Consider the following 13,978-nt stretch of genomic DNA (forward strand, 5'->3'; position numbering starts at 1 on the left):
GGTTCGCCTCACCCGTCACTGGAAGGACACGAAGCGGACGCGGGGTCGGATCTGGTGGACCGCCCGGGCACCCATCCGGTGGACGTCCTCGTCGTAGAACAGCTTGAAGCCCATCGCGAACAGGTCCGGACGGGCGACGGCGCGGTAGGTGTCGAGCTTCTGCCCGCGCGTGCCGAAGCCGTCGACGTGCTGGACCAGCTGGAGCCCGTCGCGCGCCTTCACCCGGCCGATGTGCCGCACCATCGAGCTGCGGAACTGGTGGACGACGAACACCTTCTCCGGCAGGTCGTGCTCGAGGACGAGCTCGGACAGCCAGGCGCTCGTGCGGTTGATCTCCCCCGCCCCGACACCGCCGATCACGCGGCCGGGGACCTCGTGTCGGCGCATCCGCCACTCCGGGTCGATCGCCAGGCCCACGTGCGGCTGCTCCAGCGCCCACGACCAGCGCTGCGCGACCTCGAGGAAGTCCGAGCGGCCCGTCTGGATGTCGAGGACCAGGAGTGCGCCGAGCTCGCGCGCGGCGTCGACGTACCGGCGCACGTCGCGCTTGCGCACGTCGTGGCTGAAGTCGCCGTCCTTGCCCGGATGGGCGTCCGCGATGCTGACGATGAGCTCGAACACCGGGCGCACGGGGCGTCCGGGCCGCTCGAACGGGGCGGCCGCCCGCTGCAGGCGTCGGAAGGCCTGGGCAGGCGAGGTCTCCCCGAGGACGCCGAGCGCGCCGGTGCCGGGGCTGCCGTAGTAGGCGATGAGCATGCCCCTGTCCGGCAGGGCGCGCTCGGAGCGCCAGCGCGGAACGCCGGCCGATGCGTGCTCCTCCGCGGCACCGTCCGCGGGCGCCTCCCCCACATGCTCGGCGACGTGCGTCGAGCTGAGCGCCGCGCCGCCCGGCTCCTGTGCGGGAGTGGCCGCCAGGACCACCAGCATCACGAGGCCCGCGCCCAGGAAGGCGGCAGCGAGCCGGTCCAGGACGCTCACCAGCGCCTGCGCAGCGCGGCGTCGGTCGGGGACGTGACCGGGTCGGCGCCGTCCCGGACGAAGACCGCGCTGATCGCTCCGCCGCGCTCGTCGTGCCGGTCGCGCACGGCGCGCCAGGCGGCGAGGTTGGGGTGCTCGACCTCGGTGCACGTGGCGGCCGGGGCGAGGGCGCCGATCGCCTCGTCCAGCTGGTGGCGGGTCATCTCGAGCGTCGCGGTGCTGCCGTCGTGCTTGAGCACCGTCGCGAGGACGACGGCCGGCAGGCCGTGCTGGTCGCCGGGACGGTTGACGTGGCCGATCTCCCCGTCGAGCGCGACGGCGTGCGAGACCGGGGTGGACCAGCCGTCGATCTGCGCGGCGAGCCGTGTGCGGATCCGGCCGAGGCCCTCGAGGGTCGACCACTCCTTCAGCGGGTCGAAGTCGAAGGCCGGCAGCCCGTCGATGCTCGCGCGGTTCTTGCGGCGCCGGTAGTCGGCCGAGCCCTCGACGCCGCGGCGCTCGAAGTAGGGCTGCAGCATCTCGCGCTCCCCGGCGTACTCCATCAGCGGGACGCCCCAGCCGCACGCGTCGGAGATCCGGTCGATGTCGACGACGATCACGGCCCGGGCTCCGGGCAGGTCGCCGAAGCGCGCGGCCATCGCGGCGTAGCCCTCGTCGTACACCGTCACGACCCGGCCGCGGCCGTGGAAGCGCACGATGTTGGGCGGGCCCTCGAAGGCACAGAACATGACGGTGATCCGGCCGTTCTCGCGCAGGTGGGCGATGGTCTCGCTGCCGCTGCCCGTGCCGTCGACCCAGGCGAAGGTCGTCTCGTCGAGCATCCCGAAGGTGCCGGGGATGCCGCGCGGGGAGACGTTGACGCGGCCGTCCTCGGCGAGCGGCGCGGTCGCCACGAAGAAGAGCCGCTGGGCGTCGACGAACCGCCGGAGCCGTCCGTCGACCCGCTCGTGGACCTTGGCCATCGACTCAGCTGGTGACCGCGCCGTGCGCGGCCGAACGGACCGTCGCGGCGTACTTGCCCAGCACGCCGCGGGTGTACTTCGGCGGCAGCGGTGCCCAGCCGACCTTGCGCGCCTCGATGTCGTCGATCTCGACCTCGAGCGAGCGGTTCAGCACGTCGAGCACGATCGGGTCGCCATCGCGCACGAACGCGATCGGGCCGGCGTCGACCGCCTCCGGGGCGATGTGTCCCACGCAGAGGCCTGTCGTGCCGCCGGAGAAGCGACCGTCGGTGATCAGCAGGACATCCTTGCCGAGCCCGGCTCCCTTGATCGCTCCGGTGATGGCGAGCATCTCCCGCATCCCGGGGCCACCCTTGGGCCCCTCGTAGCGGATGACGACGACGTCGCCGGCCACGATCCGGCCCTCGGCGAGCGCATCGAGCGCGGCGCGCTCCCCGTCGAAGACGCGCGCGGTGCCGCGGAAGACCGAGTCGTCGAAGCCCGCGGTCTTCACGACCGCGCCCTCCGGAGCCAGGCTGCCCTTGAGGATGGTGAGCCCGCCGGTCTTGTGGATCGGCCGGTCGAGCTTGTGGATCACGTCGTCGTCGAGCTCGGGCGGGTCGATGTCGGCCAGGTTCTCCGCCATCGTCTTGCCGGTGACGGTCAGGCAGTCGCCGTGCATCAGACCGGCGTCGAGGAGCGCCTTCATCACGACGGGGATGCCGCCGATCTTGTCGACGTCGTTCATGACGTACTTGCCGTACGGCTTGAGGTCGGCAAGGTGCGGCACCTTGTCGCCGATCCGGTTGAAGTCGTCGAGCGTCAGGTCGACCTCGGCCTCGCGGGCGATCGCCAGCAGGTGGAGCACGGCGTTGGTCGAGCCGCCGAGGGCCATGACGACGGTGATGGCGTTCTCGAAGGCCTCCTTGGTCATGATCTGGCGCGCGGTGATGCCCTTGCGGAGCAGCTCGACGACGGCCTGGCCCGACTTGTGGGCGTAGCCGTCGCGGCGTCGGTCGACCGCCGGCGGCGCCGCGGACCCGGGCAGGGACATCCCCAGCGCCTCGCCGACGGCCGCCATGGTGTTGGCGGTGTACATGCCGCCGCAGGCGCCCTCACCCGGGCAGATCGCCCGCTCGATGCGGTCGACCTCCTCGCGGGTGATCTTGCCGGCGAGGCACGCGCCGACGGCCTCGAAGGCGTCGATGATCGTGACGTCGCGGCCGTCCACGCTGCCGGGCATCGTCGAGCCGGCGTAGAGGAAGACGCTGGCGAGGTCGAGCCGGGCGGCGGCCATCAGCATCCCGGGCAGGGACTTGTCGCAGCCGGCGAGCAGCACCGAGCCGTCGAGGCGCTCGGCGCTCATCACGACCTCGACGGAGTCGGCGATGACCTCGCGGCTCACCAGCGAGAAGTGCATCCCCTCGTGGCCCATGGAGATCCCGTCGGACACCGAGATCGTGCCGAACTCGAGGGGGTAGCCGCCGCCGGCGTGCACGCCGTTCTTGACGGCCTTGGCCAGCCGGTCCAGCGACAGGTTGCAGGGCGTGATCTCGTTCCAGCTCGAGGCCACGCCGATCTGCGGCTTCGCGAAGTCCTCGTCCCCCATGCCTACCGCGCGGAGCATGCCACGGGCCGCGGCCTTCTCCAGGCCGTCGGTGACGTCGCGCGAGCGGGGCTTGATGTCGGGGGCATCGGTCATGCGCACAGGTTAGTCGGGGCCCCGGCGGCCCGTGCGGGGTATCCCAGGCCCCGGGAGGCTCGCCGTCGCTCAGGCGACCCCGACCTTGACGGACATCACGTCGGGGAGGTCGGCCGCGATCTGCCGCCAGCTCTCTCCGTCGTCGGCGGAGGCCCACACCGAGCCGTTGCGCGCGCCGAAGTAGAGGCCGGCCGGGTCGTGCGAGTCGACGCACATCGCGTCGCGCATCACGCCGACGTAGAAGGCGTCCGGCAGGCCCTCGTCGTACGCCGTCCACGACTCCCCCGCGTCGTCGGAGCGCCACACGCGGGCCGCGGCGTCGGGCGGGTAGCGCCGGTCGCCGCCGCCGAGCGGGAACACCCAGATGGTGTCGGGTCGATGCGGGTGGACGACGATCGGGAAGCCGAAGTCGCTCGGCAGGTCGTCCCCGATCGAGGTCCAGGAGCCGCCCTCGTCGTCGGAGCGGTAGACGCCGCCGTGGTTCTGCGCGTAGAGGCGCTCCGGTCGCGACGGGTGCCGGGTGACCTTGTGCACGCACTGCCCGAACTCGGGGTAGCGCTGGTCCTCCGGGAGGAAGTCGGCGCGGATGCCCCGGTTGCGCGGCTCCCAGGTCGCGCCGCCGTCGACGGTGCGGTAGACGCCGCCGGTGGAGATCGCGACGGTCAGGGAGGACGGGTCGGTCGGATGCGGGAGCACGGTGTGGAACGCCTGCCCACCGAAGCCGGCGCCCCACTCCGCACGGTGCGGGTGGTTCCAGAGCCCCTCCTCGAGGCGGAAGCTCGCGCCGCCGTCGGTGGAGGTGAAGACCGCGCCCGGCTCGGTGCCCGCGTGCAGCACGCCCTCCTGCGTGCCCGGCACGACCTGCCAGATCCGTTCGACGGTCGCGCCGGCGCCCTCCGGGAACCGGACGGCACCGTTCGGGGTCTCCTGCCAGGTCTCCCCCAGGTCGTCGGACCACCTCAGCTGCGGGCCGAGCCAGCTGGAGGAGGCGCCGGCGAAGAGCCGCGGCCGCGGGCCGCGGGTGTCGACGAGACAGGAGTAGACCTCCTCCATGTCGTGATGCGGACCGGTGAGCTCCCAGTGCTCGCGGTCCTCCGACCGCCCCACCCACAGCCCCTTGCGGGTGCCCACCATCAGGATCGTGGTCATCGCTCCTCCTTCGCGCCGCCGGCCCTCCCCACTGTGACCCGGACCACGCCCGGAAGTCATCGCCGAGCGGCTCGGAATTTCTCCCGACTTCCTGCGCGGGTTTTCTGCAAGGTCCATCCGACGCCGCGCTCCTACCCCCGACGGACGACGAACCCCGGGCCCCGCCCGGCCACCCTTAGGGAGCACGACGATGACCAGGACCCTCCGCACCCACCTCCTCGGGCTGACGACCGCGGCACTCGCAGTCGGCACCCTCGGCCTGACCGGCAGCCCGGCCGGCGCCGTCGGCGGCGTCAACGGCGGCAACATCAGCAACTTCGGCAACGAGCCGACCTCGGTCGACGTCGCCGCCTTCGGCTCCGGCGACGCGCTCGCGGCCTGGACCCGCGAGGTCGTCGGCGGCACCCGCGTGTACGCCGCCATCGCCACGGACGGCGTGTGGAGCGCACCCCAGCAGGTGACGGTCGCGGCCGTGACGAACGCCCACGACGTCCAGGCCGTCGCCAACGACGCGGGCGACCTCGCGGTCGTGTGGAACCAGACCACCGGCGGCGAGGAGAAGGTGCGCGGCACCCGCTACCTCGGCAACGGCAGCTGGGACGGCTCGACGCTGCTCAGCCCGGCGGTCGACATCGAGACCGTGGTCTCGCTCGACGCCGACATCGACGGCGCCGGCCGGGTCCACGTCGCCTACGAGGCGGAGAAGCAGGGCACCAACCGGGTGCGGACCACCTCGTGGCCGAAGGGCAGCGCGCCCGTGATGGACGCCTTCGGCTTCCACACCTTCGCGCCCTCGCTGGACGCCAACCCGGCGGGCCAGGTCCTGCTGTCCTACCGCGACACCGCCAACGGCACGCGGACCATGGTCACCCGGCGTACCGCAGCCCTCGGCTGGCTCGGCCCGAAGCCCGTGGAGTGGGCCGGCGAGACCGCCCTGGACTCGGAGGCCGTGCTCGGCGACGACGGCCGCGGCGCGGTCATGGCCGGCGGCAAGGAGGTCGACGGCACGCGCGCCGTGGTGACGCGGGTCGGCGTGACCGGGGCCCTCGGCTCCGCGGAGGCGCTCTCCGCGCCCGGCGTCACCGCGGTCCACCGCCACCTGGCGATCAGCCCGAACGGCACCATGCAGGCGACCTGGACGGCGTTCGAGAACAACGGCTACGCGATCCGCGCCGCGCTGGCGAAGCCCGAGCAGGACTTCGGCGCCCCGAGCGTCGCGGACCCGAGCACGATCGTGCAGCTGCCGCACCTCAGCCTGGTCTCTGACCGCGCGGCACAGGTCGTGGTGCACAACAGCGGCGACCGGCTGACCCTGCGCCACCGCACGAACCCGGTCCTGCTCTTCTCGGAGTACGACGCGGGCGCCACCAACAGCGCCTTCGCCGCCGACATGGACCGTGAGGGCAATGTGGTCGCCGCGGGCGTCGTGGCGAACGGGTTCAACTCCTACGTCGAGGCCGACTTCCTCGACGTCGCGGGCCCGACCGCGGCCGTGACCGGTCCCGGCGCCCGGGTCGGCTCGCCGTCGTTCCCCGTCTCGTGGCAGGTGGGCGACGCCCTGTCCGGCGTCAAGAGCACCGACGTCATGGCGCGCACCGCGGCCTGGAACGCCGGCTTCGGCCCGCAGCAGGTCATCGCGAACAACGTCACGACCACGTCCCAGCCGTTCGCCGGGGCGTTCGGCAGCACCCACTGCTTCCAGGTCCAGGGCACGGACAAGGCCAACAACCTCGGCTTCCGCTCCGAGGAGCGCTGCACCACCGTCCCGCTCGACGACACGGCGCTGACCGGCAAGAAGTGGAAGCACCGCGCCGCGGCCGGGGCGTTCAACGACACGGTGACCACCACCAAGCGGAAGGGGCGCAAGCTCACGCTCGCCGGCATCCACGCCCGCCACCTCGAGCTGGTCGTCGCCAAGGCCGCGAAGGGCGGCAAGGTCAAGGTCACCTGGAACGGCAGCCTCCTCAAGCGGATCAGCCTCAAGGGCAAGGGCAGCCAGGTCGCCGTACCGCTGGCCGACTTCGCCGGCGTCCAGACGGGCACGCTCACGATCAAGGTCACCAGCAGGGACGGGCGCAAGGTCTCCATCGACGGTCTCGTCGTGGCGAAGTGACCGGCCCGCTCCGGGAGGGGTGAGGAGCTGTAACTACCTGTTCATGCTGCTACCTGACCCGTAGACCGGTAGGGCAGTGACACGAACAGGTAGTTACAGCTGCGGCGGACCGCCGGCCAGTGGGGGGCCGGCGGTTCGTCGCATCCGCGCGGCGGGTCCTACCTTGGGGCCGTGCACACGACGCCCCGCCACGGCCCGCCGCTCGGCGTGGCGATCGGGCTGGTCCTGCTGGGCATCGGGTCGGTGCAGCTGGGCGCGGGCTTCGCGAAGCTGCTCTTCGACGACCTCTCCCCCAACGGCGTGGTCTGGCTGCGCCTGGCGACCAGCGCGCTGGTGCTCCTGCTCTGGGCACGGCCGCGGCTGCGCGGCCGGAGCCGCGAGGACTGGCTGGTCGCGGCACGGTACGGCGCCTGCCTCGGCGCGATGAACTGGGGCATCTACCAGTCGTTCTCGCGGATCCCGATCGGCGTCGCCGTCACCATCGAGTTCATCGGCCCCCTGGTCCTCGCCGCCGTCGGCTTCCGCCGCCCGCGCGATCTCGGCTGGGTCGCGCTGGCAGCCCTCGGGGTCCTCCTGCTCGGCTTCGAGCGCGGCCACCTCGATCCCGTCGGCGTCGCGTACGCCGTCCTCGCCGGGGCGGCGTGGGCCGGCTACATCCTGTCCAGCGCGGCGACCGGTCGGCGCTGGGAGGGCATCGACGGTCTCGGGGTCGCCAGCCTCGTCGCGGTGGTGCTGCTGACCCCGCTCCTGCTCACCGTGGACGGCGCGGACCTGGTCGACCAGCGCGTCCTGCTGCTCGGGGCGGCCGTCGGGCTGCTGAGCTCGGTGATCCCGTACAGCGCCGAGCTCGCGGCGCTGCGCACGCTCCCTACCGCGACCTTCGGCGTGCTCATGAGCATCGAGCCCGCCGCGGCCGCGCTCGCCGGACTCGTCGTCGTCGGCGAGGCCCTGGCGCCGGTGCAGTGGGTCGCGATCGGCTGCGTCGTGGTGGCCAGCGTGGGCGCGACCCGCGCGACCCGCGCCGAGGTTCACCCAGATGTCACCCCGACGTGACCTCGGTCCTCCGTCGGCGGTCGTAGGGTCGGAGCTCCCCCCATCCCCCACCCGGAGCCGACACCCGATGTCACTGCCCGCCACCGTGACCCGTCTCGCCCACACGTGGTCGGCCGCGCTGCAGCAGCAGGCCCGCCGCAACGCCATGGTCGCGCTCACCGCGTGCACCCAGCGACGCGCCGAGCGCGAGGACGTCGAGGCCTTCCTCGCGGCCCGCGCCGACGCCCGCCGTACCCCTGCCCGCGACGACCTCGCAGGAGGCTCCGTCTCGCTCCACGCCTGACGTCCCCTGCCCCGGGGAGCCGGTCCGGCAGAATCGGCGCCATGTCGACCTCCGCTCCCCGGCCCGAGCAGCGCGTCCGGTCCGCGTCGATCGCCTTCCGCGACATCCTGTCCGACGACGGGACGCACGTCCGCGCCTGGACGAACGACCCGGACGGGGCGATCGACGGTCCGACGGTCGTGCTCTGCAACGGGCTCGGCACGAACGCCTACCTGTGGCCCTGGCTGCTCGACCCCGACTGCGGGGTGCGGGTCGTGTCGTGGAACCACCGCGGCGTCGGTGGCTCGGAGCGGCCGCGCGACCCCAAGCACGTCGAGATCGAGCACTTCGTCCAGGACGGGCTGTCGGTCATGGACCACTTCGGCATCGACAGCGCCGTCCTCATGGGCTGGTCGATGGGCGTCAACACCGCCTTCGAGCTGACCTACCGGCATCCGGAGCGGGTGCGCGGCATCTTCGCCATGTGCGGTGTCCCCGGCGACACCTTCGCCACCATGCTCGGTCCCCTGCACCTGCCGCGGCTGGTCGCCCGCACCGTGACGGTCAACGCCTGCCGCGTCGCCCGCCACGCCGGCTGGGCCCTCAACCCGCTCGCGCGGCGGCTGCCCGTGAACGCCTCGACCGTGCGGCTGCTCGGCCGCACCGGGTTCATGTTCCCGGTCCCCGACCCCGAGGCCGCGGCCCGCGGCCTGAAGGAGTTCGTGACCACCCCGGTCGACTGGTACGCCCATCTCGCCATCAGCACCTCGCGGCACCCACGGGTCCGGCTGAGCCGGATCGACGTACCGACCATGTTCGTCGCCGCCACCTGGGACGTCCTCGCCGGTGCGCGCGACATGGCGAGCGCGTCGCGGCGGCTGGTCGAGCGCGGCCGGCAGAGCACGTACGCCGAGCTGCGCGGCTCCCACTTCGTGCAGCTCGAGCAGCCCGAGCGGGTCCACGCCCTGCTGCTGGAGTTCCTGGAGCAGCTCGCGTGAGCCGCGTCGCGCGCAGCACCGCCGGAGTCGCCGCACTGGCCGTGGCCGGCCTGCTGGCTGCCGGGTGCGGGCAGGGCGGGAATGTGAGCACGGTCGACGTGCGGGGCACCGCGACGGCGGCCCCGACGGGCTCGGTCGTCGACGGCGAGGTCATCTTCACCATCGACGGCGTCCCCGACGTCGTCGCGACCGTGGCGAGCGACCTCGCCACACCGTGGGGCGTGGACTTCCTGCCCGACGGCCGGGGGGTCGTGACCGAGCGCGACAGCGGGCGCGTGCTGCTCGTGACGCCGCCCGCCGTCGGCGGCGACGGCAAGACGACCGGGAAGCAGGGGGAGGTCGTCGAGGTCGGCCGCATCCCGGAGACCGCCCCCGGCGGGGAGGCGGGCCTGCTCGGCGTGGCGGTCTCGCCGTCCTTCGCCTCCGACGGGCTCCTCTACTTCTACGTGTGCACCGACGAGGACAACCGGGTCGTCCGTGCGCGCCTCGACGGCGACGAGCTCGGCGCGACCGAGCCCGTCCTGACCGGCATCCCCAGCGGCCGCATCCACGACGGGGGCCGGCTGGCGTTCGGCCCCGACGGCTTCCTCTACGTCTCCACGGGCGAGACCGGGGACGACCAGCTGGCGCGCGACCGCGACTCGATGGCCGGCAAGATCCTCCGGATCACCGCCGACGGCGAGCCGGCTCCCGGCAACCCCTTCGGCACCGCGGTGTGGTCCTGGGGACACCGCAACGTCCAGGGCCTCGCGTTCGACGACAAGGGCCTGCTGTGGGCCTCGGAGTTCGGAGACAGTCGGGCCGACGAGCTCAACCGGATCGTCCCGGGCGCGGACTACGGCTGGCCCGTCGTCGAGGGCGCGGGCGGTCCGGCGAAGTACACCCGGCCCGAGCTCACCTGGTCGACCGACGAGGCATCGCCCTCCGGTCTCGCCTTCGCCGGGACGTACCTGTGGATGGCCGCGCTGAACGGCGAGCGGCTCTGGCGGATCAAGGTCGCCGACGGCCAGGTGAGCGACCCGGCGGCGTACTTCGCACCGGAGGGCGACGCCGCGAGCGAGTACGGCCGGCTGCGCACCGTCGCCCGGGCCCCGGACGGCCGCCTGTGGCTCACGACCAGCAACGAGGACGGCAGGGGCACCCCTGCCGCCGAGGACGACCGGATCCTGCTCGTCGAGCCGTGATCCGCGCGTCGCGAACAGCCGCTACGGCGACTCGATCCGTGCGCGCCGCGCCGCCCGCCGCAGGGTCGCCAGCACCGCCGGACCGAGGAGCAGGATCGCGAGCAGGTTGGTGACCGCACGCCCGGTGTCCCAGCCGCCGGTCGAGGTCAGCAGCGTGTAGACGAGGAAGTGGTGCAGGTTGTCGAGCACCGCGGCGCCCGGCACATAGGACAGCTCGGACGAGTCCTGCCCGGGCAGCTGGATCCCGGCGATGAAGGGCCAGCCCTGCAGGTTCATCAGCAGCCCGTAGAGGTAGGCGGAGACGACGCCGTACGCGGCCAGCAGGGCGATCTCGCCGCGTCCCCGCACGCCGCGCGGCAGCAGCCCGGCTCCCATCCCGACCCACGCGGCGACGAGCATCTGGAACGGCAGCCAGGGCCCGACGCCGGCCGTCATCAGCGCCGAGGCGAACAGGGAGGTGCAGCCGAGCACGAACCCGAAGCCGGCGCCGAACACGCGCCCGCCCAGGATCAGCAGGAAGAACACCAGCTCCAGGCCCGCCGTGCCGGCGCTGACCAGCCGCAGCACCGCGTTGACCGCGCTGAGGACCCCCAGCACCGCGAGCACCCGGGCGTCCATCCCGCCCTCGCTCAGCTCGGCGAGGACCACGCCGAGGATCACCGGCAGCAGGAGCAGGAACAGGAACGGCGGGTCCACGCGCTCCGCGCCCGGGTCGACCTCGAGGAGCAGCGGCCAGGCCAGCATCAGCAGGCCGATGACCGACGTGACCGCGAGGACCACGCCCGACCGGAGCCGCAGCGGTACGGCGACGGTGCGGGGCCGCTCGGGCGCTGCGGCGGACCGGCTCACGGCCGGACCTCGGTGGGGAGGCGTGCGGCCACGTCGTCGACGCCGAGCCATCCGGCGCCGAGGACCTTGGTGACCTGCGGGGCGAAGGCGGGCGACTCCGCGACCGTCGGCACGACCGGTCCGGCCGAGACCACCTCGCCCTCGGCGAGGACCACGACGTCGTCGGCGACCTGGGCGACGAACTCCACGTCGTGGGTGGCGACGAGGACCGTGCGGTGGCCGTCCGGGCCGTGGGCCAGCTCGCGGAGCAGACCGGCGAGCGCCCGCTTCGCCGGGTAGTCGAGGCCGCGGGTGGGCTCGTCGAGCAGCAGCACCGGCGGGCGCGCAGTGAGCACGATCGCGACGGCGAGGGCGAGGCGCTGGCCCTCGGAGAGGTCCCGCGGGTGGCGCTCGGGCGCGATGCCGGGAGCCAGCCGGTCGAGGAGGGACCGGCAGGTGCCCGCCTCCGCGCGCGCCGAGGCGTCGGCCGCCTCGCACTCCCCCTCCACCGTCTCGAGGTAGAGCAGGTCGGTCGGGCTCTGCGGGACCAGGCCGGTCGTCGCGCGCCGCTGGTCGGGCTTGAGGCCCGCGGGGTCGACGCCGGCGACCCGGACGGTCCCCGACGCGGCGGCGTGCCGGCCCTGGAGCGCCCACAGCAGGGTCGACTTCCCCGCTCCGTTGCGGCCCATGAGCGCGGTGACCGTGCCCGGCCGCAGGGTCAGGTCGACCTCCCGCAGCACCGGCGTCCGGCCGTGCCCGAGCACCAGTCGTCGTACGTCGACCACCGGCGCGTCGGGACGCGGCTCCTCGCGGCGTGGCGGCTCACCGAGCAGCGCCCGCAGCGCGGGCGCGCGGCGCCGGGCGTCGCGGACGGTCAGCGGAAGGGGGTCCCAGCGCGCGAGACGACCGAGTTCGACGAGCGGCGGTGCGATCGGGGACGTGCGGAGCACCTCCGCCGGGTCGCCGACGGTGAGCGCCCCCGGCCGGTCCGGGTCGGCACCCAGCAGGCACATCCGGTCGGCGAAGGGGACCACGCGCTCGAGGCGGTGCTCGGCGACGAGGACGGAGACGCCGAGGTCGTGCACCAGCCGGGTCAGGGTGGCCAGCACGTCCTCGGCGGCCGTCGGGTCGAGGGCCGAGGTCGGCTCGTCGAGCACCAGCAGCCGCGGGTGGGTGGTCAGCACCGCCCCGATGGCGACCCGCTGCTGCTGGCCGCCGGAGAGCGTCCGCAGGTCGCGGTGCCGCAGGTCCGCGATGCCGAGCAGGTCGAGGGTCTCCTCCACGCGCCGGCGCATCGTCGGCGCGGCGATGCCGAGCTGCTCCATCCCGAAGGCGAGCTCCTCCTCGACCGTGTCGGTGACGAACCAGGCGGCCGGGTTCTGGCCGACGTACCCGATGGCGTGGGCCCGCTCGCGCGCCGGCCGCGCGACGATGCTGGCGCCGTCGAGGAGGACCTCGCCGGTGAGCGTGCCCCCGGAGTAGGACGGCACCAGGCCGGCGACGACGCCGAGCAGCGTCGACTTCCCCGCGCCCGTCGGTCCGGCGAGGACGGCGAGCTCGCCGTCGGCGACCGTGAGGTCGACCCCGTCGAGGACGGAGGTCGGCGGGGCGTCGTCGTCCGCGTCGTAGCGGAGGGTGATCCCGCGCAGCTCCAGCATCAGGCCATCGCCTCCTCGCGGCGCTGGGCGGTCACCGGCGGCGGGGCGGCCCAGACCGGGGCGACCGCGACGAGGACGGCGGCCAGGGCGAGCAGCGAGAGCCCGGGGCGGACCACGACGCTCGGGTGGGCGACCAGCGGCTCCCAGCGCTGCGTCGCCCACATCCCTGCCCCCGAGGCGACACCGGAGGCGGCGACGACCAGCTCGGGCAGCTGCCAGCGGTCCGGCCGGTAGCGGGTGCGCTGCACCCGGCGCCCCGCTGTCGCGAAGCCGCCGAGCGCGACGAGCAGCCCGAGCCCGAGCATCGGCAGCGCCAGCACCCGGGGAGCGGTGCTGTCGAGGAAGGCGTAGACGCCGACGCAGACGCCGACCAGGCCCGCGATGATCAGCGCGCCGGTGATCCGCCGCTGCGGGGTGGTGAGCTCCCCTGAGCGGCCGTACCCGCGGGCATCCATCCCGGCGGCCAGGGCGAGGGAGCGGTCGAAGGAGTCCTCGAGGATCGGGACCAGCAGCCGTCGTACGCCGCGGATCCGGCGGAGCCGTCCCTGCGGCCCACCGCGCAGCTGCTGCGCGGCGCGCACCCGGCGGGCGCTGTCGGCGAGCTGGGGGACGACGCTGATCGCCACCGTCATCGCCGTGCCGATCTCGTAGAGCGCGGGCGGCAGCGACTTCATCAGCCGCTTCGGGTTGGCCAGCGCGTTGGCGGCGCCGACCGCGACGAGCAGCGTCGCCAGGCGCAGGCCCTCGTAGGTCGCCGCCAGCAGCTCCTCGCGGGTGAACGGTCCCAGCAGCGAGATCCCCGCCGCCCAGTCCGGCAGGGGAATGCTCGGCAGCGTGAGCAGCACATGTCCCGGGACGTCGCCGCCGAGCAGCAGGCGGAACAGGATCCGCACCAGCACGACGACCACACCGAGCCAGACGTAGAGACGGAACGAGCGCGCCCACGGCTGGTCGGAGCGGCAGGTGAGGACGACGAGGGTGATGACGCCCAGCAGCACCCCGAGCAGGATCGGGTTGGTCGTGCAGGACGCCGCGACCGCCAGGCCCACGGCCCAGGCCCACCAGGCCACGGGATGGAGATCCCGCGGCAGCCTCATCGTCCTGCGCCCGTC

12 protein-coding genes are annotated in these 13,978 nt (G+C 73.7%); 5 read left to right on the forward strand and 7 right to left on the reverse strand.

The features are described 5' to 3' along the window. Positions 1–15 precede the first annotated feature (15 nt). The 4 genes from ACJ5H2_RS15155 to ACJ5H2_RS15170 form a co-directional block, all read right to left on the reverse strand. The gene (locus ACJ5H2_RS15155) at positions 16–978 is read right to left on the reverse strand and encodes a hypothetical protein (protein ID WP_408896243.1); all 963 of its coding nucleotides are present in this window, start codon (positions 976–978) and stop codon (positions 16–18) included. Next, entirely contained in the window at positions 975–1,940 is a 966-nt protein-coding gene (locus ACJ5H2_RS15160; protein WP_408896244.1) for a pyridoxamine 5'-phosphate oxidase family protein, read from the reverse strand. Before ACJ5H2_RS15160 ends, ACJ5H2_RS15155 begins: the two co-directional genes overlap by 4 nt. Before the next feature lie 4 nt (positions 1,941–1,944). Then, positions 1,945–3,621, reverse strand: a complete 1,677-nt coding sequence (gene ilvD, locus ACJ5H2_RS15165) for a dihydroxy-acid dehydratase (RefSeq protein ID WP_408896245.1) — start codon at positions 3,619–3,621, stop codon at positions 1,945–1,947. 69 nt (positions 3,622–3,690) lie between these two features. Beyond that, positions 3,691–4,770 (reverse strand): WD40/YVTN/BNR-like repeat-containing protein, encoded by a 1,080-nt coding sequence (locus tag ACJ5H2_RS15170; protein WP_408896246.1) that lies wholly within the window; start codon positions 4,768–4,770, stop codon positions 3,691–3,693. 190 nt (positions 4,771–4,960) lie between these two features. Here ACJ5H2_RS15170 and ACJ5H2_RS15175 point away from each other — a divergent pair, with 190 nt between their 5' ends. The 5 genes from ACJ5H2_RS15175 (at position 4,961) to ACJ5H2_RS15195 (ending at position 10,380) form a co-directional block, all read left to right on the forward strand. Further along, complete coding sequence (locus ACJ5H2_RS15175; RefSeq protein ID WP_408896248.1) at positions 4,961–6,883, forward strand: hypothetical protein; 1,923 nt, start codon at positions 4,961–4,963, stop codon at positions 6,881–6,883. A 171-nt stretch (positions 6,884–7,054) separates the two neighbouring features. Next, the gene (locus ACJ5H2_RS15180) at positions 7,055–7,936 is read left to right on the forward strand and encodes an EamA family transporter (protein WP_408896250.1); all 882 of its coding nucleotides are present in this window, start codon (positions 7,055–7,057) and stop codon (positions 7,934–7,936) included. Positions 7,937–8,003: 67 nt separating this feature from the next. Further along, positions 8,004–8,219: a hypothetical protein gene (locus ACJ5H2_RS15185; RefSeq protein ID WP_408896251.1), complete on the forward strand. Its 216-nt coding sequence runs from the start codon at positions 8,004–8,006 to the stop codon at positions 8,217–8,219. Between the two features lie 41 nt (positions 8,220–8,260). After that, the gene (locus ACJ5H2_RS15190; RefSeq protein ID WP_408896252.1) at positions 8,261–9,196 is read left to right on the forward strand and encodes an alpha/beta fold hydrolase; all 936 of its coding nucleotides are present in this window, start codon (positions 8,261–8,263) and stop codon (positions 9,194–9,196) included. Beyond that, on the forward strand, positions 9,193–10,380 hold the full coding sequence (locus ACJ5H2_RS15195; RefSeq protein WP_408896253.1) for a PQQ-dependent sugar dehydrogenase: 1,188 nt from the start codon (positions 9,193–9,195) through the stop codon (positions 10,378–10,380). The genes ACJ5H2_RS15190 and ACJ5H2_RS15195 overlap by 4 nt, the downstream gene beginning before the upstream one ends. Positions 10,381–10,401: 21 nt before the next feature. Here the strand turns inward: ACJ5H2_RS15195 and ACJ5H2_RS15200 are convergent, their stop codons facing one another. From ACJ5H2_RS15200 to ACJ5H2_RS15210, 3 genes are read right to left on the reverse strand one after another with little or no spacing between them, the layout of a single operon-like run. Next, entirely contained in the window at positions 10,402–11,229 is an 828-nt protein-coding gene (locus ACJ5H2_RS15200; RefSeq protein ID WP_408896254.1) for an ECF transporter S component, read from the reverse strand. Beyond that, positions 11,226–12,866, reverse strand: a complete 1,641-nt coding sequence (locus tag ACJ5H2_RS15205) for an ABC transporter ATP-binding protein (RefSeq protein ID WP_408896255.1) — start codon at positions 12,864–12,866, stop codon at positions 11,226–11,228. The genes ACJ5H2_RS15200 and ACJ5H2_RS15205 overlap by 4 nt, the downstream gene beginning before the upstream one ends. Further along, a complete protein-coding gene (locus ACJ5H2_RS15210) occupies positions 12,866–13,963 on the reverse strand; it encodes an energy-coupling factor transporter transmembrane component T (protein WP_408896256.1) in 1,098 nt (365 codons plus the stop codon). The genes ACJ5H2_RS15205 and ACJ5H2_RS15210 overlap by 1 nt, the downstream gene beginning before the upstream one ends. Between the last annotated feature and the right edge of the window lie 15 nt (positions 13,964–13,978).

Source organism: Nocardioides pymetrozini (genome assembly GCF_046058985.1).
Classification (GTDB): domain Bacteria; phylum Actinomycetota; class Actinomycetes; order Propionibacteriales; family Nocardioidaceae; genus Nocardioides.